17 protein-coding genes and 1 pseudogene are annotated in these 25,912 nt (G+C 69.5%); 6 read left to right on the plus strand and 12 right to left on the minus strand.

Annotation, left to right across the window (positions count from 1 at the left end; translation table 11 throughout):
• Positions 1-22 precede the first annotated feature (22 nt).
• The 3 genes from pgm (at position 23) to V2J52_RS04710 (ending at position 3,542) form a co-directional block, all read left to right on the plus strand.
• Positions 23-1,705 carry a phosphoglucomutase (alpha-D-glucose-1,6-bisphosphate-dependent) gene (gene pgm, locus V2J52_RS04700; protein ID WP_331226528.1) on the plus strand — a complete coding sequence of 561 codons (1,683 nt, stop codon included), beginning with the start codon at positions 23-25 and terminating at the stop codon, positions 1,703-1,705.
• A 306-nt stretch (positions 1,706-2,011) separates the two neighbouring features.
• On the plus strand, positions 2,012-3,217 hold the full coding sequence (locus V2J52_RS04705) for an MFS transporter (RefSeq protein ID WP_331226529.1): 1,206 nt from the start codon (positions 2,012-2,014) through the stop codon (positions 3,215-3,217).
• 79 nt (positions 3,218-3,296) lie between these two features.
• The gene (locus V2J52_RS04710; RefSeq protein WP_331226530.1) at positions 3,297-3,542 is read left to right on the plus strand and encodes a DUF6458 family protein; all 246 of its coding nucleotides are present in this window, start codon (positions 3,297-3,299) and stop codon (positions 3,540-3,542) included.
• Positions 3,543-3,618: 76 nt separating this feature from the next.
• Here the strand turns inward: V2J52_RS04710 and V2J52_RS04715 are convergent, their stop codons facing one another.
• The 5 genes from V2J52_RS04715 to V2J52_RS04735 are packed head-to-tail and all read right to left on the minus strand — an operon-like array spanning position 3,619 to position 8,360.
• A complete protein-coding gene (locus V2J52_RS04715) occupies positions 3,619-4,356 on the minus strand; it encodes an ABC transporter ATP-binding protein (RefSeq protein WP_331226531.1) in 738 nt (245 codons plus the stop codon).
• On the minus strand, positions 4,346-5,101 hold the full coding sequence (locus tag V2J52_RS04720) for an ABC transporter ATP-binding protein (protein WP_331226532.1): 756 nt from the start codon (positions 5,099-5,101) through the stop codon (positions 4,346-4,348). Before V2J52_RS04720 ends, V2J52_RS04715 begins: the two co-directional genes overlap by 11 nt.
• Positions 5,098-6,240: a branched-chain amino acid ABC transporter permease gene (locus V2J52_RS04725; protein WP_331226533.1), complete on the minus strand. Its 1,143-nt coding sequence runs from the start codon at positions 6,238-6,240 to the stop codon at positions 5,098-5,100. Before V2J52_RS04725 ends, V2J52_RS04720 begins: the two co-directional genes overlap by 4 nt.
• Complete coding sequence (locus V2J52_RS04730) at positions 6,224-7,108, minus strand: branched-chain amino acid ABC transporter permease (RefSeq protein ID WP_491062174.1); 885 nt, start codon at positions 7,106-7,108, stop codon at positions 6,224-6,226. The genes V2J52_RS04725 and V2J52_RS04730 overlap by 17 nt, the downstream gene beginning before the upstream one ends.
• A gap of 10 nt (positions 7,109-7,118) precedes the next feature.
• The gene (locus tag V2J52_RS04735; RefSeq protein ID WP_331226535.1) at positions 7,119-8,360 is read right to left on the minus strand and encodes an amino acid ABC transporter substrate-binding protein; all 1,242 of its coding nucleotides are present in this window, start codon (positions 8,358-8,360) and stop codon (positions 7,119-7,121) included.
• 271 nt (positions 8,361-8,631) lie between these two features.
• Between V2J52_RS04735 and V2J52_RS04740 the strand changes: the two genes are divergently transcribed.
• From V2J52_RS04740 to V2J52_RS04750, 3 genes are all read left to right on the plus strand, one after another.
• On the plus strand, positions 8,632-9,405 hold the full coding sequence (locus V2J52_RS04740; protein ID WP_331226536.1) for a 3-ketoacyl-ACP reductase: 774 nt from the start codon (positions 8,632-8,634) through the stop codon (positions 9,403-9,405).
• Positions 9,406-9,493: 88 nt separating this feature from the next.
• A complete protein-coding gene (locus V2J52_RS04745) occupies positions 9,494-11,515 on the plus strand; it encodes an FAD-binding protein (RefSeq protein WP_491062175.1) in 2,022 nt (673 codons plus the stop codon).
• A gap of 213 nt (positions 11,516-11,728) precedes the next feature.
• Positions 11,729-12,688, plus strand: coding sequence for a type IV toxin-antitoxin system AbiEi family antitoxin domain-containing protein (locus tag V2J52_RS04750; protein ID WP_331226538.1), 960 nt, complete (start codon positions 11,729-11,731; stop codon positions 12,686-12,688).
• Positions 12,689-12,765: 77 nt separating this feature from the next.
• Here V2J52_RS04750 and V2J52_RS04755 read toward each other — a convergent pair whose 3' ends face one another.
• From V2J52_RS04755 to V2J52_RS04785, 7 genes and pseudogenes are all read right to left on the minus strand, one after another.
• On the minus strand, positions 12,766-13,638 hold the full coding sequence (locus V2J52_RS04755) for a sugar phosphate isomerase/epimerase family protein (protein ID WP_331226539.1): 873 nt from the start codon (positions 13,636-13,638) through the stop codon (positions 12,766-12,768).
• A 2-nt stretch (positions 13,639-13,640) separates the two neighbouring features.
• Positions 13,641-14,804, minus strand: coding sequence for a Gfo/Idh/MocA family protein (locus tag V2J52_RS04760; protein WP_331226540.1), 1,164 nt, complete (start codon positions 14,802-14,804; stop codon positions 13,641-13,643).
• Between the two features lie 178 nt (positions 14,805-14,982).
• Complete coding sequence (locus V2J52_RS04765; RefSeq protein ID WP_331226541.1) at positions 14,983-15,999, minus strand: LacI family DNA-binding transcriptional regulator; 1,017 nt, start codon at positions 15,997-15,999, stop codon at positions 14,983-14,985.
• A gap of 328 nt (positions 16,000-16,327) precedes the next feature.
• A complete protein-coding gene (locus V2J52_RS04770; protein ID WP_331226542.1) occupies positions 16,328-20,482 on the minus strand; it encodes an Ig-like domain repeat protein in 4,155 nt (1,384 codons plus the stop codon).
• A 265-nt stretch (positions 20,483-20,747) separates the two neighbouring features.
• Positions 20,748-22,007: a DNA sulfur modification protein DndB gene (locus tag V2J52_RS04775; RefSeq protein WP_331226543.1), complete on the minus strand. Its 1,260-nt coding sequence runs from the start codon at positions 22,005-22,007 to the stop codon at positions 20,748-20,750.
• 737 nt (positions 22,008-22,744) lie between these two features.
• A pseudogene (locus tag V2J52_RS17010) lies at positions 22,745-24,052 on the minus strand (RNA polymerase sigma factor); the annotation flags it as partial.
• Between the two features lie 884 nt (positions 24,053-24,936).
• Positions 24,937-25,785: an HNH endonuclease gene (locus tag V2J52_RS04785; protein ID WP_331227107.1), complete on the minus strand. Its 849-nt coding sequence runs from the start codon at positions 25,783-25,785 to the stop codon at positions 24,937-24,939.
• Positions 25,786-25,912: the final 127 nt, after the last annotated feature.

Genomic DNA, 25,912 nt, shown 5'->3' on the forward strand with positions numbered 1-25,912 from the left:
ACGGCGGTGGCAGGATCGGGTCATGCATGAGCGAGCCGGTACCCGCGCCCTTCCCGCTGACCTCATCGACGTCGATGCCGTCATCGGTGCCTACTACGACCGCGAGCCCGACCCCGAGGACCCGGCACAGCAGGTGGTGTTCGGCACCTCGGGCCACCGCGGCTCGAGCCTCGACGGCGCGTTCAACGAGGCGCACATCATCGCCACCACCGCCGCCATCGTCGAGTACCGCCGCAGCCAGGGCACCGACGGTCCGCTGTACATCGGCCGGGACACCCACGCGCTGTCCGAGCCCGCGTGGCGCACCGCCCTCGAGGTGCTCGCCGCCGCCGGCGTCGAGGTGCGGGTGGACGCCCGCGACTCCTGGACCCCCACCCCGGCCGTCTCGCTGGCCATCCTGCGCGCCAACGGTGCCGGCACCGGTGAGGGCGCCCGCGTCGCCGGGCCCGGCCGGGCCGACGGCATCGTCGTCACCCCGTCGCACAACCCGCCGCGCGACGGCGGGTTCAAGTACAACCCGCCGCACGGCGGGCCGGCCGGCTCCGACGCGACCGGCGCGATCGCCGACCGCGCCAACGAGATCCTGCGCTCCGGCGTCGGCCAGGTGCCCCGGGTCTCGGTGGAGCGGGCGCTGGCTGCCGAGACCACCCGCAAGCACGACTTCCTGTCCTCCTACGTCGACGACCTCGGCGGCGTCGTCGACCTCGGCGCGATCGCCTGGTCCGGGGTGCGGATCGGCGCCGACCCGCTCGGCGGCGCGGCGGCGGAGTACTGGGGCGCGATCGGCGAGCGCTACGGGCTCGACCTCACCGTGGTCAACCCGACGGTCGATCCGCAGTGGTCCTTCATGACCCTGGACTGGGACGGCAAGATCCGGATGGACTGCTCGTCGCCGTCGGCGATGGCGTCGCTGCTGGGCGTCATGCGCCCGGCAGACGGCTCCCCCGCGCCGTACGACGTCGCCACCGGCAACGACGCGGACGCCGACCGGCACGGCATCGTCACCCCCGACGGTGGGCTGATGAACCCCAACCACTTCCTCGCCGTCGCCATCGAGTACCTCTTCAGCCACCGGCCCGGCTGGTCGGCGGGCGCCGCCATCGGCAAGACGCTGGTCTCCTCCGCGCTCATCGACCGGGTGGCGGCGGGCCTGGGCCGGCGGCTCCTCGAGGTCCCGGTGGGCTTCAAGCACTTCGTGCCCGGGCTGCTCGACTCCTCCGTCGGGTTCGGCGGCGAGGAGTCCGCCGGGGCGTCCTTCCTGCGCACCGACGGCACGGTGTGGACCACCGACAAGGACGGCCTCATCCTCGCGCTGCTCGCCGCCGAGATCATCGCGGTCACCGGCCGCAGCCCCAGCCAGCTCCACGAGGAGCTCGTCGAGCGCTACGGCGCCTCCGCCTACGCGCGGATCGACGCGCCGGCGAACCGGGAGCAGAAGGCCAAGCTCGCGGCGCTCAGCCCGGAGCAGGTGACCGCCACGACCCTCGCCGGGGAGCCGATCACCGCCCGGCTCGTCGAGGCGCCGGGCAACGGCGAGAAGATCGGCGGCCTCAAGGTGACCACCGAGAACGCCTGGTTCGCCGCGCGCCCGTCCGGCACCGAGGACGTCTACAAGATCTACGCGGAGTCCTTCAAGGGCGCCGACCACCTCGCCGCGGTGCAGGCCGAGGCGAAGTCCGTCGTCGACGCCGCGCTCGACGCCTGACGTCCCGCCCGCGCGGGTGGCGCGCCCGCCGGGGCGTCCAGCCGCGGCGGGCGCGCGGTCGCGGCGGCGCGGTCTCGCGCGCGCTGGGCTTCGCTGCCGGCGGGTGAAACGGGGGTTCGGCTCAGCCCGCCCTGTTGCAGACCCCGGACGATGACCGCACCCCCCGGTCGACCGTGAGCAGGGACGCGGGGCCGCGCGGGCGCGGAGTCGCAGGGACGCGGGGCCGCGCGGACGCGGGGCGGCGCGGACGCGGGGCGGCGCGGGCGGCGGCCCGGGGGGATCGGGCGGGTGGGGCATGATGGCGCGGTGCTCAACCCGTACCGCGGGATCCTGGCTCGGCCCGGCGCCCTGCAGTTCTCCGCCGCCGGACTCATCGCCCGGCTGCCGATCTCCATGGTCGGCATCGGGATCGTGCTGATGGTCTCGGCGCTGTACGGCTCCTACGGCCTCGCCGGTCGGGTGTCGGCGGTCTTCGTCGTCACCCAGGCCGTCTGCTCCCCGCAGCTGGCCAAGCTCATCGACCGCGACGGCCAGGCCCGGGTGATGCGCCCGGCGCTGGCCGTCGCGTGCGTCGGGCTCGCGGCGCTCATCGTCGCGGCCGTGCTGCACGCACCGGAGTACGTGCTCTATGCGACCGCCGTCGTCGGTGGCTCGACGATCGGCTCGATGGGCGCGCTGGTCCGGGCACGGTGGGCCCGCACGGTGTCCACCCCGGGCGAGCTGCACACCGCCTACGCCCTGGAGTCCGCGCTCGACGAGCTCACCTTCGTCGCCGGGCCGGTCATCGCGACGCTGCTCGCGACCGGGGTGAGCGCCTGGTCGGCCCTGGTGGCGCCGCTCGTCGCGGCCCTCGTCGGCGGCTACTGGCTGCTCTCCCAGACGGCCACCGAGCCCCCGCCGTCGGGCCGGCACGACGACGCGACGGCGGCCGGCGGCGTGATGAGCCCGGCGATGCTCGTGATCATGGGGATCTTCCTCGCCTGCGGCGCGGTGTTCGGCGGCGCGGACGTGTCGGTCGTCGCCTTCACCGAGGAGGCCGGGGCCAAGCAGCTCGCCGGCCTCGTGCTCGGGGCGATGGCGCTCGGCTCGCTCATCTCCGGCCTCGCCTACGGCGCGCGGCACTGGGCCAGCCCGCTGTGGCTGCGCTTCATCCTCGGCACGGCGCTGCTCACCGCGGGGACGGCGGCCTTCTTGCTCGCGCACTCCCCCGCCGTGCTCGCCGCCATCGCCTTCGTCGCCGGCTTCGCGATCGCGCCGACCCTCATCAACGGCAACGGTCTCGTCCAGTCGCTCGTGCCACCGCGGCGGCTGACCGAGGGGTTCACCTGGCTCGGCGCGGCCGTCGGCGTGGGCGTCTCGCTCGGGGCGTCGGTCTCGGGCACCGTCATCGACGCGGTGGGTGCGCGCGGCGGTTTCGTCGTCATCGCGCTGGCCGCGGCGCTCGCGCTGGTCATCGCCGTCGCCGGCTTCCCGACGCTCCGCCGCCGGGCCGGGCGCGAGCTGACCGTCTGACTCCTGCCGCCCGGATGCGCCGTCGTCGCCTCACCGTCAGACTTGGTCCGAGCAGTTCACTCGACGGAGCGGAGCAGTCATGGGTATCGGCGGCGGGATCTTCCTCATCGTGGTCGGCGCAATCCTGTCCTTCGGACTGGGCCCGGACACCTGGGAAGTGTTCAACATCAACACCATCGGCTACATCCTCATGGCGGTGGGCGTCATCGCGCTGATCCTCGCGTTCGTGATGCAGCGCCAGCGCCGCAACACCAGCCACACCGCGTACGTCGAGCGTCACGACATGGGCAACCCGCCTCCCGGCAGCCCGCCGCCGGCGGTCTGAGACCAGTACGACGACGGCCGGTGGCCCTGGAGCTCTTCCTCCGGGACCACCGGCCGTCGTCGCGCCGGGTGGACGCTCAGGCGGTGGCCGGGCGTCCCCCGAGGTAGAGGTCGCTGAGCTTGGGGTCCGCGAGCAGCTCGCTCGCAGGACCGGTGGCGAAGACCCGGCCGAGGTCGAGCACGCAACCGATGTCGGCCATCTGCAACGCTCGGCGCGCGTTCTGCTCGACGAGCAGCACCGCCACCCCGTTCTGCCGCATCCGGTCGACCTCCTCGAAGATCGTCGTCGTGCGCTTGGGGTCCAGCCCCATCGAGGGCTCGTCGAGCAGCACGACGTCGGGCCGGATCACCATCGCGCGGGCGAACTCGACCTGCTTCTGCTGACCGCCGGAGAGCAGCCCGGCGGTCGCCTTCCACCGCTCCGCCACGACCGGGAAGACCGACTTGACGAACTCGCACCGCTCCTCGAGGACGGACTGGTCAGGCAGCGAGTACCCGCCCAGCCGCACGTTCTCCTCGACCGTCATCTCCCGGAACACGCTGTGCCCCTGGAGCACGTGCGACAGCCCGTTGCGGAGCAGCTGCTGCGGGCCCCGCCCGGTGACGTCGGTGCCACCCAGGACCACCCTGCCGGACCGTGGCCGCAGCATGCCGCTGGCCACCTTGAGGACGGTCGACTTGCCGGCGCCGTTGGGCCCGACGAGGCAGACCACCTCGCCGCGGCGCACCTGGATCGAGAGCCCGCGCAGCACGAGCGCGGCCTTGCCGTAGCCGGCCTCGACATCGACCAGCTCGAGAACAACGTCAGACGCCAAGGTATGCCTCCAGGACTCGCGGGTCGGACTGGATGACGCCCGGGGCACCGGCGGCAATCTGCCGGCCCCGGTCGAACACCACGATGTGGTCGCACAGGCTCATGATGAGCTCCATGTTGTGCTCGACGATGAGGAAGGTCTTGCCCTCGTCGTTGAGCTCACGCACGAGCACGGCGATCCGCTCGATGAGAGCCGGGTTCACCCCGCCGGCGGGCTCGTCGAGCATGACGAACGGCGGGTCGGTCATCAGCGTCGAGGCCAGCTCGAGCAGCTTCTGCTGACCGTAGGAGATGTCACGCGCCTCGGAGCTCTCGAGGTGGTCGATACCGACCCGCTCGAGCATGGCCCGCGCCCGGTCGACGGTCGCCCGGTCGCGGGTGTTGGCCAGGTACTCCCGCAGCGAGCGCGGCTGGACCGCGACCAGCATGTTCTCCAGCACCGTCATCCGGGGAAACACCCGGCACAGCTGGAAGCTGCGGCCCAGGCCGGCGCGGGCGATCTTGTGCGGCGCCCACCGGGTGACGTCCCGGCCGTGCATGGCGATCGTGCCGGAGTCCGGCCGGATCATCCCGGTGACGCAGTTGAAGAACGTCGTCTTGCCCGAGCCGTTGGGGCCGATGAGGCCGTTGATCTTGCCCTCGTAGAAGGTGGTCGTCGCGCCGTCGACGGCGTGCACCCCGCCGAAGGACTTCTTGAGGTCGGTGGTCTGCAGCACCGCCGGCGCGTCGATGGCGTTCGCGGTCATCGGGTCTCCTCGGTGGTCGGGTCGGTGGCGCCGTCGTCGGGCGTGCGGACCGCGACCGGCGGCGCCTGCTGACGGTTGTCCTGCTCCGCGCGCAGGTCCTCGGCCGACAGCTCGCGGATCGAGGTGGCCTGCGGCCGTAGCCGTGCCCGCAGCTGGGCGACGCCGGTGAGGACGCCGTCGGGCAGGAAGAGCACGACGACGGCGAGCAGCAGGCCGGTGGCGATGAGGTGGAACTGGGTGTCGCCGTAGTTCATGACGAAGTACTCCAGCGCGGTGCCGATCACCAGCGCACCGAGCAGGGGCCCGAAGAGGAACCGGATCCCGCCGAGCAGCGCCATGAGGACGACGGTCGAGCCGAGCACGATGTCGAACTGGAAGATCGGGTCGAGGTCGCCGAACCACAGGCCGTACAGGCCACCGGCCACCGCGACGAACCCGGCGGAGATGACGAACGCGACCAGCTTGAGGTTGGCGGTCGGCGCGCCGAGCGACTCGGCCTTGTCCTCGTCCTCGCGGACGCCCTTGAGCGCCGCACCGAACCGCGACCGGTCGATGACCGACCACACGACCATGGTGACGGCCAGCAGCCCGAGGAAGAGGTAGAAGAACAGCTCGTGGTGCTCGGGGCGCAGGAGGTCCGGGAACGGACGCGGCACGACCAGGCCCGACGAACCGCCGGTGACGACCTTCCAGCTCTGGAACACGAGCTGGAGGACGAGCACGAGGGCGATCGTGACGATGACGAACGAGGCCCCACGGACCCGCAGCGCGGCGAAGCCGACCGGGATCGCGATGATCATGGTGCCCACCATCGAGATGAGGATGGCGAGCGCGAAGTGGATCTCGGTGTGGATCACCAGCAGCGCGGTGCCGTACGCACCGAGGCCGAAGAAGGCCGCGTGCCCCAGCGAGATGTACCCGGTGAAGCCGCCCATGATGTTCCACGCGGTAGCGAACACCGCGTAGTTGAGGACGACGACGCCGGCGCTGAGCATGTAGGAGTTCGGCGCGATCGACGGCCACAGCGCCAGCAGCGCGATGGCGACGACGATGCCGAGGATGGGGCGCCACCGTGAGGGGCTGCCGCCACCGACGGTCAGGCTGCGCCGGGTGGAGCGAGTGTCAGAAGCGTTGCGCAAGGCGACCTCCGAAGAATCCCTGCGGCCGCACCATGAGGGTGAGGAACAGTGCGAGATAGAAGATGGTCTGCGCCCACGTGGGCGTCAGCGGGATCTCGAGCATGACCCGCAGCACGCCGAGGAGAAGGGCGGCGACGGCCGCCCCCGGCACCGAGCCGAGGCCGCCGACGACGATGATCGCCATCAACGGGCCGATCCAGTGCCAGTGGAGGGACGGGAAGATCGTCGTCTGCAACGACAGCGCCGTGCCGCCGACGGCGGCGGTGGCCAGGCCGAGCCCGAAGCCGAAGCCGGCCACCTTGTCGGTGTCGATGCCGACGAGCTGGGCGGCGTCCTTGTGCTGGATCGTGGCCCGCAGCGCCCGCCCGAACTTCGTCTTCTTGAGGACGAGGTAGAGCGCGACGAGGCTGACCGCGGCGAGCGCGAAGGAGATGATCTGCACGACCGGGATCGCGGCACCGAAGAAGTCGATGCTCGACGCCCCGTACGGCAGCTGGATCCGTCGCTGGGTGCCGCTGAAGACCATCCCGAGCAGGCCCTCGATGATGAGCGCGATGGCGAAGGTGATGAGCACTGACATCATCGTCATGGTCGCCGGCTTGAGCCGGGAGATGAGGTAGCGCTGGATCGCGTACCCGATGCCGAAGAACAGCGGGATGGTGATGACCAGCGAGAGCATCGGGTCGAGCCCGGTGGTGCTGGAGAAGCGCCAGGCGATGTAGGCGGCGAGGACGATGAACGCCGCGTGGGCGAGCATCACCACCCGCATGATCCCGAAGTAGAGCGTCAGTCCCGCTGCCAGGAGGGCGTAGAGCCCTCCCAGCAGCACGCCGAGGATGAGGCTCTGGAAGAGCAGAGTCCCAGTGATCACCCGTGGATCACCACTCGGGCTTGGGGTAGACGAGCTCGGCCTCGGCGGCGTCCTCGGGCAGCACGATGGCGATCTCGCCGTCGACGTACTGCAGGATCATGTGCGCGCCGTTGGGCCGGCCGGCCTCGTCCCACGCGAGCGGGCCGACGACGGTGTCGACGGTGGCGTCGCGGAGGTAGTCGATGAGCTCCTGCTGGCACTCGCCCTGCTCGGCGCAGCCGACCGCCTCGACGGCGGCGGCGACGACCTGGCCGGTGGTGTAGGCGTTGGCCTCGTCCTCCTGCGGCGGCTCGCCGTGCAGCGCCTCGTGCGCCGCGACGAACTCGTCGTTCGACGGCCAGGGGGCGTTGTTGTCGTACCCGGTCGGGGAGAGGATGCCCTCGACGTCGCCGCCGATGGCTTCGGGGAACTCGGGGTTCGTCGGTGCGGTGGAGAACGCCGCCATCCGGGGCTGGTAGTTCAGCTGCTGCAGCGCGAGGATCAGGTTGACCGCGTCCTGGTACTGCGTGCCGCCGACGACGAGGTCGGGGTCGGCGTCGGCGATCTGCGCCGCGATCGCGCTGAAGTCGGTCTGGTTGGGCGGGTAGACCTCGTCGACGACCACCTCGACGCCCTCGGCGGCGAGCTTGTCGCGCAGGCCGTAGGCGGTGCCCTGGGCGAACGGGTCGTCCATCGCGGCCACGGCCATCGTCTGGGGGCGCTCGTCCTCGGGCATCGCCAGGATGTAGTCGACCAGGTGGTTGTAGTGGTCGGGCGCGATCGCCGGGGCGGCGTAGAAGATGTTCTCGAAGCCGTTCTCGAACACCTCGGCGGCCGCGGCCGCCGGCTCGACGAACAGCATCCCGTACTCCGAGGCGACCCGGGAGGCGGGCACCACGAGCCGGGTGGAGAAGGGGCCGAAAACGAGGTCGACCTCGTCCTGAGCGATGAGCGACTCGTAGTCGGAGACCACCCGGTCCGCGGAAGACGCGTCGTCGAGAATCTTCAGCACGACCTCACGCCCGAGCAGGCCACCGTTCTCGTTGACGACCGACGCCCACGTCTCGTAGCCGCGCTGGACACCCATGCCCGGCTCGGCGAAGTCACCGGTGAGTGGCAGCGAGATCCCGACGACGATGGTGTCGTCGGTGCCACCGCCGCCACCATCGCCCTCGTTGTCGCCGCCGCCGTCGCCGTCCCCGCAAGCAGCGAGCGCGAGCATGCCGACAGCCACTGCCGCCGTAACCCGAGTCAACTTCCTCGTCGACATCCGTCCTCCATCGTTGGTCTGGACGCGCTCTTCGAAAGCGCTTTCCCGACGGTACGGGTCCGGCGCTTCCGGCGCAAGAAGTTTGCTCGATCGTTATCCGAACGACGTCCGACCTTCGGCCCGCCCCCTCGACCCACCGGGCGGAAAGCGCTTGCCACGGCGGCGGTGATGGCCCATGATGGACGGGGCCGGCACCACGCCGTCGTCCGTTCCCGGGCGGCGCGCGACGCGGCGCCGGCCCGCACAGATACGTCGTCGATGAGGAGCGTCCGTGGCCAAGGTAGCGATGGTGACCGGTGGCAACCGGGGGATCGGGCTGGGCATCACCACCCGGCTGCTGGACGAGGGTTACGCGGTCGCGATCCTCGCCACCCGCGAGGAGCCCGCCGAGCTGATGGCCGAGCTCCGTGAGCGAGGCGAGGTCATCTACGTCCGCGGCTCGGTCGCCGAGATCGATGACCACCGCCGCTACGTCGAGGAGACCCTCAGCGCCTTCGGTCGCATCGACCTGCTCGTCAACAACGCCGGCGTCGCGCCCGCGGTGCGCGACGACATCGTGGTCGCGACCACCGAGAGCTACGACCGCGTGATGGACATCAACCTCCGCGGCCCGTACTTCCTCACCCAGGCCGTCGCGAACGCCATGGTCACCCAGCGCGGCGCGATCAGCGAGCTGCCCGACGTCCCGGTCGGCACGATCATCAACGTCTCCTCGACCTCCGCTGTCACGGTGTCGACCAACCGGGGCGAGTACTGCCTCTCCAAGGCCGGCATGGCGATGGCGACCCAGCTGTGGGCCGCCCGGCTGGCCCCCGAGGGCATCGTCGTCTACGAGATCCGCCCCGGCATCATCGCCACCGACATGACCGCCGGCGTCACCGAGAAGTACGACGCCTTCTTCGCCTCCGGCGCCGTCCCGATGCCGCGCTGGGGCCGTCCCTCCGACGTCGGCGGCGCCGTCGCCCAGCTCGCCGCCGGGCAGATGCCCTACTCGACCGGCAACATCATCGACGTCGACGGCGGCATGCACATCCCACGGCTCTGAGCCCTCCCCCGCAGCACCGACGCGCCGCGGTCCGGTGCACCCCCGTCCCGAGCAAGGAGCCGACCCCGTGAGCCACGACCCGCAGCCGATGACCATCGGCGGTCTCGAGGTCCCCGTCATCACCGCCAACACCGTCGTCGTCGGGACCGGCTCCGCCGGGTACGCCGCGGCGCAACGCCTGGTGGAGTTCGGCCAGGACGACGTCGTCATGGTCACCGACAAGATCGGTGCCGGCGCCAGCCGCAACGCCGGTTCGGACAAGCAGACGTACTACAAGCTCACGCTGTCCGGCGACCAGCCGGACTCGGTGCGCGAGATGGCCCAGACGCTGTTCGCCGGCGGCGCGATGGACGGCGACAACGCGTTGGCCGAGGCCGCGCTCTCCGCCCGGGCGTTCCTCCACCTGGCCGACCTCGGGGTGCCGTTCCCGCAGAACCGCTACGGGGAGTTCATCGGCTACAAGACCGACCACGACCCGCGTCAGCGGGCCACCTCGGTGGGGCCGTACACCTCGCGCAGCATGGTCGAGCAGCTGGAGAAGCGGGTCAACGCCAACGGCACCCGGATCTTCCCGGAGTGCCGGATCGTCGACATCATCACCGTCGACGGCGCGGTCGCCGGCCTGCTCGTGCTGCGCACCGACGTCCCGCACGACGGCAGCCAGAGCCCCTACCTGCTGCTGCGGTGCACCAACGTCGTCTACGCCACCGGCGGCCCCGCCGGGCTGTACGCCACCCGGGTGTTCCCCAACGGCCAGTGGGGCGCGTCCGGCGCCGCCTACCGCGCCGGCATCCACGGCAAGAACGTCACCGAGTGGCAGTTCGGCCTCTCCTCGACCAAGCCGCGGTGGAACGTCTCGGGCACCTACATGCAGGTGCTGCCCCGCTTCGTCTCCACCGACGCCGACGGCAACGACGAGCGCGAGTTCCTCACCGAGACCATCGACGACTACGGCCGGCTGCTGACCATGACGTTCCTCAAGGGCTACCAGTGGCCCTTCGACGTCCGCAAGGCGCTGGACGGCTCCTCGCTCATCGACCTCCTCGTCTACCGCGAGACGGTGCTGCGCGGCCGCCGGGTGTTCCTCGACTTCCGCCGCAACCCGGTGCATGACGAGCTCGACGCGACCGCGCTGGCGCCGGAGGCCTACGAGTACCTCGAGAAGGCCGGCGTGCTGTTCGGCACGCCGATCGAGCGGCTCAAGCACATGAACCTGCCCGCCTACAACTTCTACCTCGAGCGCAACCCGTACGTGGACCTCGAGACCGAGCTGCTCGAGGTCGACGTCTGCGCCCAGCACAACAACGGCGGGCTCGTCGTGGACTCCTGGTGGCAGTCGAATGTCGCCGGGTTCTTCCCGGTCGGCGAGGCGGGCGGCGCGCACGGGGTCTACCGCCCCGGTGGTGCGGCGCTCAACAGCGGCCAGGTGGGAGCGACCCGGGCGGCGCAGTTCATCGCCTCACGCCGCACCGAGGATCCCGTCTCGGCCGAGGCCTTCGCCGCCGCCGCGGAGCCGCTGCTGGCCGACGCCGTCGGGCTGGTCTCCGCGGCGACCGAGCGTTTCGCCGGCGGCACGGTGGACAACACCGGGGACCTGCTGCGCGACGTCGGCGAGCTGATGAGCGCCAAGGCCGGCCCGGTCCGCTCCGAGCAGTCGATCGCCGAGGCGCTCGAGCAGGTCTCGACCTGGCTCGGTGAGTACCGCGAGCTGGTCACCGCCGACGCCGGGTCGCGCCGCGCCGTCAACCGCACCTTCCTCGTGCGAGACATCCTCACCACTGCGTACGTCTACCTCACCGCGATGGCCGACTACGTCGACCACGGCGGGCGCTCGCGCGGCTCGGTGCTCTACACCGACCCCGAGGGCTCGCTGCCCGTCGTCGGGCACGGCCCCGACGCCGCGGAGGAGCTGGACCTGCCGGAGATCTTCCGCTTCCAGCTCGACGGCGGAGCGCTCGACGACGAGGTGCAGGAGATCGCCTTCGCGCTGGCCGCCGAGGGAGCCGGCGAGGTCGACCCGACGTGGCGCCCCCGCCGACCCATCCCGGAGGCCGACGACTTCTTCGAGAACGTCTGGCGCGAGTACCGCGAGGACGGCAACATCCGCTGACGCGGCCGCGGTGACGGCGCCAGCGCGGCCGGCGCGGCGCCGCGGCGCTAGGTGTGGACTATTGGACCTCAGCGGGCCGAAAGTCCACACCTAGCAGGACCGCCGGGGCCGCAGGTGGCGGGCCCATCGCCTGCCGCCGCTCTTCTCCACAGGTTTGCCCACAGGTCAGGGCATCATCCACCGGGCGCCGCCCAGACCGGGCCAAGGTGTGGCATGCCCTGGGACCGCCAACGGATCGACGAGCTCGCCGCAGAACAGCACTCCGTCGTGACCCGCGCGCAGCTGCTCCAGGCCGGTGCCTCGGACAGGTGGATGAGGCACCGCGCCGACGCCGGCCTGTGGCAGCGCGCCTACCCCGGGGTCTACATCAGCCACTCCGGCAAGCCGGAGTGGCTCACCCAGGTCTCGGCGGCCCTCGCGTATGCCGGTAAGGGCGCTGCCATCTCGCACTCGACAGCCTCCGACTGGTGGTTCGAGAGCGAGGCCACGCGGGACCAGAGATCGTCGAACCCGGTGGAGGTCAGCATCCAGGCACCTCGTACCGTGAGGCCACAGCCGGGGCTGCGGATCTACCGCCGCCGGCGGATGCCAGAGGCCTGGCGGGGCAAGGTCCGTGCCGTCAGGCCCGACGAGACCGCTGTCGACCTCATCGGTCGTGCCACGGCCGACGACGACATCATCGCCATCCTCAACCGCGCCACCCGCAAGGTGGTGCACCCGGGTGCCATCCTCATCGCGCTCGAAAAGCGAACTCGCGTCCCCGGACGGCGGCTCGTCGTCGACCTGCTCGGCGAGGTCGCCGACGGCGTGGAGTCGCCGCTCGAACTGCGGTACCGGCGCGACGTCGAGCGCGCCCACGGGTTGCCGGTCTCGCAGCTGCAGGCACGAGAGCGGCTCGGCGGTCGGTTGATCCGGGCGGACTGCCGGTACCGCGGCTTCGGGGTGAGGGTCGAGCTCGACGGCAAGCTGGCGCACCCCGGGGGCCGGACCGACGAGGACACCTGGCGGGACAACGCGGCGTTGCTCGAGACGGACGAGATCACCCTGCGCTACCGGTGGCGCCACATCCTCACCACCCCGTGCCGCAGCGCGATGCAGGTCGTGTCCGCGCTACGCAAGGGCGGCTGGCAAGGCACCCCGCGCCCCTGCGGTCCCGGATGCCCCGCGGGCTGAGTTGCCCACCAATGCCTAGGTGTGGAGTTTCAGGCCATGAGGGACCGAAACTCCACACCTAGCGGTTCAGACCAGGCCTACAGGTAGGGCTGCACCAGGCGGGCGTAGCGGTCGGCGATGGTCGCGATGACCTCGTCCCCCGGGGTGTCCCAGATCTGCTGGTTGAAGATCTCCACCTCGACGTCGCCGTCGTACCCCGCGGCGGCCACCCAGCGGGTGATCGTCGAGAAGTCGATGTAGCCGTCGCCCATATAACCGCGCGACAGCAGCGCGTCGGCGGCGAGCGGCAGGTTCCAGTCGCAGACCTGGTAGGAGGCGATCCGGCCCTCACGGCCGGCACGGGCAATCTGCTTCTCCAGCGTCGGGTCCCACCACACGTGGTAGGTGTCGACGACGACGCCGACGGTCTCCGGCGCGAAGTCCGCCGCCATGTCGAGGCACTGCTCCATGGTCGAGAGCACGGCACGGTCGGCGGCGAAGATCGGGTGCAGCGGCTCGAGCACCAGCCGGACGTCGTGCTCGGCGGCGAACGGCGCGAGCTCGCCGATCCGGTCGGCCACCCGCTGCCGGGCGGCGACGATGTCGCGGTCGCCGCCCGGCAGCGGCGGCACCTCCGGTCCGGGGGCGGCCGGCAGCCCGCCGACGACCATGACCAGCTCGCGGGTGCCCAGCGTGGCGGCCTCGACGATGGCGGCACGGTTGTCCTCGAGCGCCGCCCGGCGGCCGTCGTCGTCGGCGGCGGTGAGGAACCCGCCGCGGCAGAGCGACGAGACCCGCAGGCCGGCGTCGCGCACGATCGCCGCGGACTGCTCGAGCCCGGCCTCGGCGACCCGGTCGCGCCACAGCCCGACGGCGGGCAGCCCGGCCCCGACGGCCGCGTCGACGGCCTCCTGCAGGGTGAGCGCCTTGGTGGTGGCGGTGTTGAGGGAGAGCCGGGAGAGGTCGACCATGCTCACAGCGTGATCGCGGGGATGTCGAGCCGGCGGCCCTCGGCGGAGGACTGCAGGCCGAGCTCGGCGAGCTGGACGCCACGGGCGGCGGAGAGCAGGCCGAAGCGGTGCTCGCGGCCGGCGAGGACGTCGCGCAGGAACTCCTCCCACTGCAGCTTGAAGCCGTTGTCGAGGTCGTCGTTGGCGGGGACACCGAGCCACTGGTCGCGGAACGGCTCGGTCACCGGCAGGTCGGGGTTCCACACCGGCTTGGGGGTGTGGGCGCGCTCCTGCGCCACGCAGTTACGCAGGCCGGCGACGGCGGAGCCGTGCGTGCCGTCCACCTGGAACTCGACGAGCTCGTCACGGTAGACGCGCACCGCCCACGAGGAGTTGATCTGGGCGACGACCGAGTCACCGCCGGGCGTGGTGATGTCGAAGATGCCGTAGGCGGCGTCGTCGGCGGTGGCGGGGTACTCGTTGCCCTGCTCGTCCCAGCGGGTAGGGATGTGGGTGACAGCCTTGGCGGTGACGGTGTCGACGGTGCCGAGGATGCCCTCGAGGACGTAGTTCCAGTGGCAGAACATGTCGACGACCATGCCGCCGCCGTCCTCCTTGCGGTAGTTCCAGCTGGGCCGCTGGGCCGGCTGGATGTCCCCCTCGAAGACCCAGTAGCCGAACTCGCCGCGCAGCGACAGGATGCGGCCGAAGAAGCCCTCGTCGACGAGCCGGCGCAGCTTGACCAGCCCCGGCAGGTAGAGCTTGTCGTGCACGACGCCGGCGGTCACGCCGGTCTGCTGCGCCAGGCGGGCGAGCTCCACGGCCTCGTCGAGCGTCTCCGCGGTCGGCTTCTCGGTGTAGATGTGCTTGCCGGCCTTCATCGCCGCCGTCAGTGCGGGGGCGCGGCGGGAGGTCACCTGCGCGTCGAAGTAGATGTCGATGCTCGGGTCGGCGATGACGGCGTCGGCGTCGGTGGTCCAGTGCTCGATCCCGTGCCGTTCTGCGATCTCGCGCACGGCGCCCTCGCGGCGCCCGACGAGCACCGGCTCGAGCTGGACGCGCGTGCCGTCCTCGAGCTCGAGGCCGCCGGCGTCACGGATCGGCAGGATCGACCGCAGCAGGTGCTGGCGGTACCCCATCCGACCGGTGATGCCGTTCATCGCGATGCGCAGGGTACGGGTGCTCATGTGCTCTCCATCGAGGGGCGGGACGAATAATGGGAATGCGCTTTCCACACTAGGTGTCGACGTAGTGAGGTGTCAAGGACTTTGCCGAGCCAGGGCAATGGACGGCACGTGGGCCGGCACCGCAACAGGCGACCCGGTGCGCGCACCGGCACAGCCGGCCGGCCGAAGGACCGCCCGGTCAGCTCGCGGGCCCGGGCGTGGACTCCCGGATCAGCACTTCTCCGGCGATGGTGACGAGCTCGGGCGCCTGCGAGGGGTCGGCGAGTGCGAGCGCGGTGGCGGCGCGCCCCATCTCCTCCAGCGGGATACCCACCGTCGTCAGTGCCGGGGTGATGTCACGCAGGGTGGGGATGTCGTCGAAGCCGGCAATGGCGAGGTCCTGCGGCAGGCGCAGCCCGGCGTCGCGGGCGGCCGCCATCGCCCCGACCGCCATGACGTCGTTGACCGCGAAGACCACCTCCGCGCCTGTGTTCGCGGCCAGCAGCGCCTGCATGCCGTCGTAGCCGCCGTCGCGGGTGAAGCCGCTCTCGACGACGTCGGCGTCGGAAATCTCCACACCGAGGCGGGCGAGCTCGTCCCGGAAGCCGACGATCCGCTCCCGAGCCGTCAGGTGGGCGCGCGGGCCGCCGAGGATGGCGAACCGCCGGTAGCCCTGGGCGTGCAGCGCGGCCGCGAGCGCCGCGCTGCCGCCGACGTTGTCCACCTGCACGGCGTTGACGCCGAGGATCGGCTGACCGATCATCGCGACCGTCCCGCCATTGTGCTGATAGGCCTCGAGGCTGCGACGCAGCATCTCGTTGGCGGCCTCGTCGTCCTGCCGGCCACCGGCGAGGATGATCGCGCGTGCGCGCAGGTTCTGCAGCGTCTGGACGAACTCGAGCTCGCGCGTGGCGTCGTGGTGGGTGTTGGCCAGCGTCACGGCCAGGCCGGACTTCTCCGCCGCCTGGGTGACGCCCGCGGCGATCGATGAGAAGTAGGGATCGGCGATCTCGTGCACGATGAGCCCGAGGATGGTGGTCTTCCCGCGCGCCATCGCCTGCGCGTTCGCGTCGGGCGAGTAGCTGAGCCGGGCCGCTGCCTCGAGCACCCGTTCCTGCAGGTCGGCGCGGACCGAGCGGTCGGAGCTGCCGTTGATCGCCCGGGAGGCCGTCGCCAGCGAGACGCCGGCCTCGCGCGCGACGTCACTGAGGGTCACCGCCCGGCCGTTGCTCGCTCGGGTGCGCGGCGGCGTCACGGTCGACCGGCTCCAGGCCGCACAGCTGTTGACGCGATGGCGTCCATGCCTTCTCCTTCAACGTCATGGCGGCTCGTTCGCGCCTCCGGGGCGCGGGGCCGCCCCGCGAACTCAACGAACGGTAGCAGCAAGCGCTTACCTAGCCAGGGTGGTCCGAGAGTCGATCTTTGGACGGGATCGTCCGCTCTGCGCTGACGGCAGCGGCCGGCGACCCGAGACACCGGATGGGCAGCCGGGCCCCGCACCGTGAGTGGTGCGGGGCCCGGCTGGCGCTCACGTGCTCACTGGATCAGCGGCCGCGAATCACCGCGATGTCCAGCCCCGGGACGTAGCCGTCGTCACCGCTGTACGTCGCAGTCACCACGCTCACGCCGCGCACGGCCGGCAGCTGGACGACGGCGGTGCCGTCCTCGTCCAGCGGCACCTCGGCCACCTCGGACAGCCCGACTCTCACGGTGACGGTGCCCGTGGGCGTCGGGGTGTTCCCTCGTCCGGTCACCTCGATGGTGATCTCCGGAGAGGTCCCCGCCGGCACCGAGCTCGGCGCGTCGATATCCACCCGGGCGAGCGCCGGCAGCACCACGTAGGTCGCGGCGCGGCTCGAGGAGGCCTCGTGGCCCGCGCTGCCCGGGAACACCGCGGTGAGGCGGTGCACCCCGGCTGCCAGGTCGGCCGGCAGCGCCAGCGTTGCCGTGGCGGTGAGCTCGCCGTCGGGGCTGAGCTCCCCGCTGGCGATCACCTCGCCGCCGGCGTGGATCTCCACGGCTCCCGACGGCGCGGCGGACTCGCCGGTGACGGTCACCTCGGCGCTGGTCTGCGCACCGTAGGAACCGACGTGACGCGAGAGGTCCAGCGACGTCGTCGTCGGCAGCGGCACCTCGACCTCGGCCGGGACGGAGACCGCGAGGTCCCGCATCCGGCCGGTGTTGTCGAACGAGCCGAAGCCGATGCTCCCACCGGTGAAGGTGGTGTCGGTCGCGGTCATCAGCGGCCGGTCGAGGCCGTCGACCCACACCGCGATCTCACCGGTGTCGGCGCAATGGACGAGCCGGACGTCGTGCCACTCCTCGTCGGTGATCGCCGGCGGCGCACCGATCGCGCCGTCGTACTGGTCGTCGATCCGTTCCCGGTCGGCGTTGTTCACCTTGTAGATGCCGTTGTGGGCGTAGATCGTGTTGTCCTGCGAGAGGTGCGCGTAGTAGTACTCGGTGTCCGACTGGTGGCCGAAGACCAGGATGATGTCCCGGTTGTTCACCGATGCCGGGGCGTCGAGCCTGACCTCCGCCTCCATCTGCACCGAGCCGAAGGTCTCGTCGTCGAGCAGGGCGTACTCGAACGGCCGGCGGATGCCGTCGTCCGGGTTGTCGCCCGCCTCGGCGAGGATGATCTGGTCGCCCGGCAGCTCCCACTTGTCCGGGGTGCGCGGCGCCCAGTTCTCGGCCGCCATGAGGTCGGTGACCGGCTCCGCGAACGAGCACGACGGCGCGAGCGGCGGCTCGACCGGATGCGCGTCGAACAGCGCGTACTGCGCGGCCACCTGCTCCGCCGTCGCCACCGTGTCGAGGAACATGAGATCGTCCATGCGCCCGGTGAACGGGTTCGACTCGCGGGTGTTCTGCGGGAAGCTGCCGCCGATCTTGATCCCGGCCGGGACCGTGTCGGACGTGGCGCCCTGGCCCCACGGGTTGGTCGAGGACGTGTACTCGCCCTCGAGCTGCTCACCGTTCATGAACAGCTGCATCTCACCGTCGGCGAAGTCGAAGTTCGCCGCGAGGTGGACCCACTCCCCGCGCTCGAGGATCTCGTCCCAGGGGAGGTCCGCGGCGAACGTCCACGACCCCTCGCCATCGACGCGGCGTCCCAGGGCGACGAGCTTGAGCTCGCCATCGACGGTGATGACCTCGAGGAGCGCACGCACCCCGTGGCCGTCGGAGTCCCCGGTGAGCACGCCGGCGAGACCGATCGCGTTGTACCGGTCGTCGGGGTTCGCCGAGTTGGTGTTCAGCGCGGGGTGCAGGCCGGTCGGCTTGAACCAGCCCATGACGGAGATCTCCTCGGCGCTGGCGAAGGCTCCGAGGGAGTCCACGCCGTCGGCGTCGTACACGCCGGCCTTCCAGTCGTCGTTCGACTGCTCGGTCGGGCTCATCTGCTGCGTCTGCAGCGCCTCGCCCGCCCCCGGGTACGCGGCGTCCGCGACCCGCATCTCGACGCCGCCGTTGACGAGCTCGATGTCCGTGCCAGAGATGCCCTGGTCAGCCTCGAAGGTCTGCGCGCCGTCGACGGGGTGGTCGAAGTCGTAGTGCGCGACGACGTCGCCGGCGAGCTCGGGCAGCACGAACGGTGATTGCGCCCCGACGGTGCGGGCGCCGGTGACGGTCCAGATCTTGCCGTCGGCCTTGGACACCAGGTACAGCTCGCCGTCGGCGTCCGCGCCGAAGCGCAGGTCCACCCGCTTGTCGCCGACGAGCTCCTGGAAGGTGGTCTCCTCGCCGTCGTGGAAGACCCGCAGCTCCTCGATCGTCGCGAGGTCGGCGGGGTCTCCCTCGTTGCGGACCATCTCGTCGGCCTGGGTGGACAGCACCCAGCCGCGCACGAGGTCGGTGAAGATGTAGCGGCCCTGCAGCTCGGGGATCTCGCCGCGGTAGACGAACCCGCCGTTGAGCGCGACGCCGGCGTCACCGGTCTGGCCGGGGTCACGGTTGTGGTCGTAGGCGGCCACCGGGTAGGTGAAGTCGAAGTCCTCGGCGTCGTTCGGCGGCAGCGGGAAGATCTGCCGGTTCTCGGCGAGGAACGAGCCCTCGCGGACGGACCAGCCGAAGTTGTCGCCCGGCTGCACCTCGTAGACGGACTCGACCTGCCACTCGCCGATGTGGCCAAGGTACATCTGGTGGTCGCCCTCGGGATCCCAGCTGATGCGGTGCGGGTCGCGCATGCCGACGGCGTAGATCTCGCCGAGCGCGTCCTCGGTGTCGACGAACGGGTTGTCGGCGGGGATGCCGTACTCGCCGTTGCCGCTGTTGTCGCCGAGCGGGTCGATCCGGAAGATCTTGCCCTGGGGCGTCGCGAGGTCCTGCGGGTTGTTGTTGCCGACGCCGTTGCCGCCGTCACCGACGAGGATGTAGAGCATGCCGTAGTCGGCGTCGCCCTCTTCGACGGTGGGGTTGAAGGCGATCTGCTGGACGGTGTGCACGCGCCCACCGAACGGGACGCGCATGAGCTCGCGGCTGGTGCCCTCGAAGGTCTCGGCCGCCGGGTCGGTCGCGTCCCACTCGGTGATGACGCTGTGGAAGCCGGTGTTGCCGAACGCCGGGAAGTCGGGCTCGTCCTCGGTCAGCGCGCTGCCCGCCTCGGTGTGAACGGTGTAGAAGATGCCGTTCTCGGCGAACTCGGGGTGGAACTCGGCGAAGCCAAAGCCGGTGCCCAGGCCCGCATGGTTGTGGAAGTTGTCGACGAAGTGGTCACGCACGTTGAGGTACGGGACGTACTCGCCGGACTCCTTGTCGACGAGGTAGAGGATCTCGTTCATGTCCGGCACCATCAGCCGGCCGGAGCCGTCCGGCACCTCGTCGAGGTGGGTGATGCGGTTGTGCCGGATGAGGCGCTGGTCGCTCGCCGCGGGGGTGGTCGTCGATGCCGGCAGCTGGACGAGCTCTTCGACCTCGATGCCGACGGTCGAGAGCTCCGGGTCGGGCAGCGGGTTGAGGAGCGGCTGCGCCGACTCGTCGGCGACCTCGCAGTCCGCGACGTTGCCGGTGGGGATGTCGAGGTTCGCGCCGGCGGTGTCGATCGCGACGTCGTCGAGCATGAGACGCCCGGTGTTCGGGGCGTTGTTGATCCAGAAGAAGCGGTCGAGCGCGCCGTCGACGTTCTCCCGGAAGTCGAAGGTCTCCTCGGCGCCCTCGGGCAAGCGGGTCTGCTCCTCGTACGGGCCGCCCTGGCTGTAGACCGCGACCTCGTCGGTCTCGTTGTCCGCGACGATCCACACGCACTGCCAGACGTCCTCCGACCAGGTGCCCGCGGTGCGGAACTGGCCACCGTCCCGGACGAGGAGGGTGTCGTTGTTCTGGTTGTTCACGTAGGCGCGGCTGTGGGCGAAGTCCGACGGGTTGTCGTTGTCGGTGATGCCGAAGGAGGTGTCGACACTGCCCTCGCGCCGCATCCGGAAGAAGACCGTGCCGGTGTCACCGTCCTCGATGGCGGAGACCGCTCGGTGCGCCCGCTGGGTGGGTCCGGTCATCTCCAGGACCCGGTTGTTCTGGTTGACGGGGTCGGGGATCACCGTGGCTGCCGTCGAGGCCGTCCAGCCGTCCTGGCCGTCGAGGGCGCCGACGGTGTACTCCTCGAAGCTGAGGATCTCGGTGAAGCCGGGCTCCTCGGTCTGGGCGGTGGCCGGCATAGCCAGCAATGAGGCGCCCATCGCGGCGGCGGTGGCCCCCGCGATCACTGCTCTTCTGTATCCAACCGGTATTCGTGCTGACGTCATCGTCTGCTCCCTGTGTCGGTAAGCGCTTTCTACGCGCTTGCCAGCGTATCGGCGCTACGAAGGGAGCGGCATCCTGCGTTGGGAGGATTGACACCGCGAGGGCTAGGGCTAGGGGACCGGCGATGCCCCGAGAGCGAGCATCCCAACCGACCACCTGCCGACTAGAAGCCGATCGGCACTATGCCGCTGCAGGCCACGACTGGCCGCGTGGCCTGCAGCGAGGCATTCACCGCTGCACGAACGGCCGGCCGTCACTCCCCCATGTAGCGATCAATGAGCTCAGTCCCTTAAGGTCCTGCGCTCGAGAGCTAGGCGCCTTCGCATCCTCGGCGAAGTAGCCAGTGGCTTGCCACTCGGCGGAGACCGGGAAGTCCATGTGCGGTGCCAGCTTTTCGAAGAGAAGACGAGCGCGAGCATCACCCTCGGCACTCACGCTGAAGGTGCCGCCCCTCTCCGCACGGACGGCAAGATCGTGATACGCCCCGGCGAGGACGCGGACGATCGTGACAGATCCGAGGAGACTTCGATTACGCAGCTCAACGGGATCGATATCACCCTGCGCCATCTCTTCGAGGTCGTCGAACGATGAGCTGAGCGCCTCGAAGAACGATATGGCGATCTTGGTGAGGGGAGTTTCGTTCGCTTCCACCTCAAAGGCACTCGTCGCCCGGCCCGACATACCAAGGGCAACATGCTTGACAATGTCGGAGACATTTTTGGCGCCAAGCCAGGACTCATTCTGACCCATGACGCGATCTCGTTCGAAGTCGACTCGATCCCGCAAAATGGGCAGCTCGCGAACAATGCTAGTGGTCACACGGTTCGCAATCTGGCGTTGGTCGAAGCTCACCGTGGTCGACTTCGTGATCCCCTTAGCGTTTACCGCGATGTCGCTAAAGTACTGCTTGTGAGTCTCGGCGTCCAGCCCCTCGAGGATCTCAAGGGTGACGTACTCGCGGCCGAGCCGCTCCTGATCTCTTGTGGCCTCTCGCGTCAAACCTTCGTAGTACTGGATACCGACTGGATCCTCGGCACGCTTGGACCGCTCGAGTTGCTCGCGGCTCTTTTTCAGGTCGTCAGAGATGGTGTCCGCGATGAGCTTCCATCCGAGGATGCGATGCTGCCCGTCGAGAATATCTAGCTCACCAGCGGTGTTGTATGGCAACTTTAGGACGCCAACTTCGACGCCACCCGCTGCGTACTTTGGGTCGAAATTGTCGAGCAAAGGCGCCAATGTGTCGAGCAACAATGGTGGCGACACCCATTCTTGGTTCGCCCGCCAGTACTGCCCGAACTTTCGCGCATGCGTTAAGTTGACCCGCCGGTTACCCTCGAACGGCTTCTCCGGATCAGGAATAGGCAGATGAGTCGAGATCAACCGCAACGGCAGGGCGACAACGTAGACACTGCGCCCAGCCCGCGTGTACCGCTGCGCGAGAAGCGACCGCCGATCGTCGTAGCCACTGAGATGAAGTTCTTCTGCCACCGGGACCTCTTTCTTAGGGAAGGTTAATTCTTGCGCTTGCTCAATAGACGTGAAATGGCTGACGCGACGACTCCACCGGCTCGATTCGGCACGGCGCGTAGGTCGCGTCGGGTGGGTGCCTGGGGACGCCGACTCTCAGAGCGAGGGTAGGTGTTCTCATCCAGGGATCGGTGCTTCGGAGTCACCACGGTCGGCGCCTTACCTCCAGGGTCGTCAGGCAACGGCGCTGCCGCACTCGTCCCAGCTTCAGCCCGCACGTCGGCGCACTGTCGGTTGAGTGTGGCCTCACCAACGTGATTCGCATCTGCCGCCTTACAGTCATCACGAGAGCCATGCGGATCGGCGTCCAAAACGGGTGCTCGTGAGCCGCCCGCCTCAGATACTGCCGCCAACGGCATCCGTGGTACTTTCCCATCTTTCGGCATGGGTACGTGCTCAGGTGCGACGGCGGCACTCGAGAGGGGTGACCGCTCAGCCGTCGACACTCGGATCACCGCGCTACCGAACGCATCGAGTACTGGCCTTTCCGAAGGCTGGTCAACGGCTTGGGTCTGCAGCACGCGGTCGCGTTCCTGACGAGCACCGTTGTCGTTCGCGCGGAGATCGCCCCCCTCTTTGGCATCGTCGGCTGCGCCGTCGGTAGTGAGCTGGCCGTCGGCCTCGCTGCTATCGCTACTCTCGAAGGGTTCCGGGCTGGGTCGGACAGGCTCGGGATAGCGACACATGACATCGGACCGGTATTCACACAGTGCCTCAGACCGGCTGGGGTGACGCAACTTGGCCATGGCCTTCGCTTCGATCTGACGGATCCGCTCCCGGGTGACGCCGTATACCTGGCCGATCTCCTCGAGGGTTCTTGCCCCACCGCCATCGAGTCCATAGCGCATGGCGATGATGCCCGCCTCACGCTCGGAGAGTGTGTCGAGCACGTGGAAGAGGTCCACTCGAAGCTGTTCATTCCAGAACTTAAGAGTAGGAACCAGGTCATCGACGTCCTCGATCTCGTGCCCGAACTCGACGTCACCGCCATCGCCTAGTGGTGTGTTCAGGGAGATCGGCTTGCGGTTGTACTTGAAAGCCTCGACAACTCCCTCCAGGGATACCTCGGCCTCAAGCGCCAACTCCTCCGTCGTGGGATCGCGACCGAGATCCCATCGCATCTCACGCCTGAGGCGGGTGAGCTTGTTGATGACCTCGACCATGTGGACCGGGATCCGGATGGTGCGGGCCTGGTCGGCCATCGCACGGGTGATCGCCTGGCGGATCCACCAGGTGGCGTACGTGGAGAACTTGTAGCCCTTGGTGTAATCGAACTTCTCCACTGCCCGGATGAGGCCGAGGTTGCCCTCCTGGATGAGGTCGAGGAACAGCATCCCGCGACCGGTGTACCGCTTGGCGAGGGACACCACCAGGCGCAGGTTCGCCTCGAGCAGGTGGTTCTTGGCCAGCCGGCCGTCATGCGCGATCCACTCCAACTCACGCCGCAGCCTGGCCGCGATCTCCTCGTCGCCGGCGAGGGTCACCCCGGCGAACAACCCAGCCTCGATCCGCTTGGCCAACTCAGTCTCTTGCTCGGCGTTGAGGAGCGCGATCCTGCCGATCTGCTTGAGGTAGTCCTTGACCGGGTCCGCGGTGGCCCCGGCGGTGACGACCTGCTGGACCGGCGAGTCGTCGTCGTCGGCGTCCGAGACGATGAAGCCGGTGTCGGCCACCGCAGGCGAGGCCACGGTCTTCGCGGCGGCCTTGGGCGAAGCCTTGGCGGGAGTGGTCTGGTCGGCGCTCTCCGCGGGCGCCTTGGCCGCGGACTTCGCCGGCGCCTTCACGGTCTTCGCGCCAGTGGACTTGGTGGCTGCCGGGGCCGTCGCCTTCGCCGATCCCTGCTTCGCCTGGGTCTCATCGATGGCCACGGTGCTCTCGTCCCGCGTGGGGGTGACCTTGACAGCCGGTGTTCGCTCGGATTGCGTGCCCAATTTGCCCGTTCGAGGACCGTCGGACTGCATCACATCGCGACGCCGTGCGAGCACGTCCTTCGACGGCAGCGCCATATCCTCGGGTCTCGTCTCCGTGCTGTCCGAGCGAAGCGGCTTCACGTCGGTCGACAAGCCGGTCGGTGCCGGCTCCGGTGCCAAGTCAGTGACTACGCGCTCATGTGGGAGCCGGGGCGCCGCGATCCTGTGTTCATTCGTGAGTCCCCTGACAAGGCGAGTGAGGGCACCCTGCGGCAATCCCATTAGCGAGAACAGTCCGAGATCGTGAATGGGCTTGGTGACGGACGCGGCCGGATAAGCGCCCGCACGATGGTCGAGGTCCTCAATGAGCAGTCGGAGGTCCACAATGATCGTCGCAGGCCGCGGCAGCGATGCGGCAATGAGAACATCATGGTCACCGACGGCTCCCACAACTGCATCAGAAAGCTCCTGCGTGCCAACCATGCTCCGCGTCAGAAGGCGTGCAGCCGCCTGATCCATGGTGAGGAGTTCACTGCCGACAGCTTGAGTCACCATGTCGACGGTCGCCAGGCCCTCGAACCTACCGAGCGCCGGCACGACGCGCTGCGCCCATCGGTACCGCTGTCGTACTGGCTCGAGCGCCTCGCACACCGCTAGCCAAGTCGACGCGGTGAGACCGCGATGCAAGCCGAGTCGTCGCGCCACCATCGTTACCGATCGGGCCGAGCTGCATGGTGCCCGCAGCTCGGCCATTGCGCGGGCGACTTCGAACTGCGTCTCCGGCAACCGGATCTCTTCGAGGACGGAATCAATCGTCGTCGACAAAACACCTCGTGAACCTTCGGCGTGAACCGATGGTCGACTCGACTGGGACAACGAATGGCCTCGGACTCTTCAGGATGTGGCAGTTTGGAGCGACGAGGGCAGCTTAACCACGGGCTCTGACATCTCCGGAACCCTGGGCTTCCCGGCGTCCAACGTCATGAGCCGGCGAACCGCGAGTAGCGCCAGTCGAGCAGCTCTCGCGACGGTTGATCGCGCCGGCGAGCCGGCACCGTGAGATGGCGACCGTGCATCGCCTGGAGACCGTGCTTAAGCATCGGCCCGTCGACTTCTGCGAGCAGGTCGAGCGCGATACGGACCTCGTACTCGGGCGTCACGCCGAGCATGTTTGCGTCGTACGCCGCGTGGTGGATCTTGCACAGTGATAGCCCGTTGTCGACGGTCGGCACACCACGCTCATGGCCGTCCGGAACGATGTGCGCGGCGTCCAGCAGCGCACCGTGCTTGAGCTCGCACACCGCGCACCGGGTCTCGTACGCAACGAGCACCCGGGTCCGGAACGCCGGCTGGTGGAGGCGCTGCTTGGCGAGTCGCAACGCGTACTCGCGCTGCGGCGTCGTCAGCTGCTTGACGTCGGGCAGGAACGTGAACGATTCGTCGAGGGCGATGATGAACGAGCGCTCCTCGGGATAGTCATCGACGACGTACACCGGCATCACCGGGGTGTAGATGTTCGCCATCTCCTTACGGAACAGGATGAGTGGCTGGCCGGTCTGCAGGGCATTTCGCAGCTTGCGGTTGTCGCCACCCCACTCATCGCCGTCCCGGTACGAGTAGTGCAGCAGCCCATCCTCGGACTCGACGTCGTCGTACGGGCCATGCACCGAGGCGACGATGGAGAGCGTGGATTCGAAGTCCCGAGGGTTACGGATACCGCGTGAGAAGTCGATGAGCGGCAGCTTCTCGCCGTCGATCCGGTGGTCGAGCAGTTCCTCGCGTCGGACGAAACCACCGTTGGCCTCGGCCCGCTCCTGGACCCACGCCATGATGCGCACGCGGAGCGCAGATTCTAGGGCCGAGTCCATGAGCTCAGCTAAGCACGACGGACGGCCCAGCAGGCCCGAATCACAAGAAGAGACCAGGGGCCCTGCACCTGGTGTGGTGCAGCGCCCC

The organism is Georgenia sunbinii (genome assembly GCF_036421875.1).
Classification (GTDB): Bacteria; Actinomycetota; Actinomycetes; order Actinomycetales; family Actinomycetaceae; genus Georgenia_B; species Georgenia_B sunbinii.

Coding starts and splice junctions, on each gene's coding strand:
- pgm (WP_331226528.1), top strand. CDS start 23: ATGCATGAGCGAGCCGGTACCCGCGCCCTTCCCGCTGACCTCATCGAC.
- V2J52_RS04710 (WP_331226530.1), top strand. CDS start 3,297: ATGGGTATCGGCGGCGGGATCTTCCTCATCGTGGTCGGCGCAATCCTG.
- V2J52_RS04720 (WP_331226532.1), bottom strand. CDS start 5,101: ATGACCGCGAACGCCATCGACGCGCCGGCGGTGCTGCAGACCACCGAC.
- V2J52_RS04735 (WP_331226535.1), bottom strand. CDS start 8,360: ATGTCGACGAGGAAGTTGACTCGGGTTACGGCGGCAGTGGCTGTCGGC.
- V2J52_RS04745 (WP_491062175.1), top strand. CDS start 9,494: ATGACCATCGGCGGTCTCGAGGTCCCCGTCATCACCGCCAACACCGTC.
- V2J52_RS04750 (WP_331226538.1), top strand. CDS start 11,729: ATGCCCTGGGACCGCCAACGGATCGACGAGCTCGCCGCAGAACAGCAC.
- V2J52_RS04755 (WP_331226539.1), bottom strand. CDS start 13,638: ATGGTCGACCTCTCCCGGCTCTCCCTCAACACCGCCACCACCAAGGCG.
- V2J52_RS04760 (WP_331226540.1), bottom strand. CDS start 14,804: ATGAGCACCCGTACCCTGCGCATCGCGATGAACGGCATCACCGGTCGG.
- V2J52_RS04785 (WP_331227107.1), bottom strand. CDS start 25,785: ATGGCGTGGGTCCAGGAGCGGGCCGAGGCCAACGGTGGTTTCGTCCGA.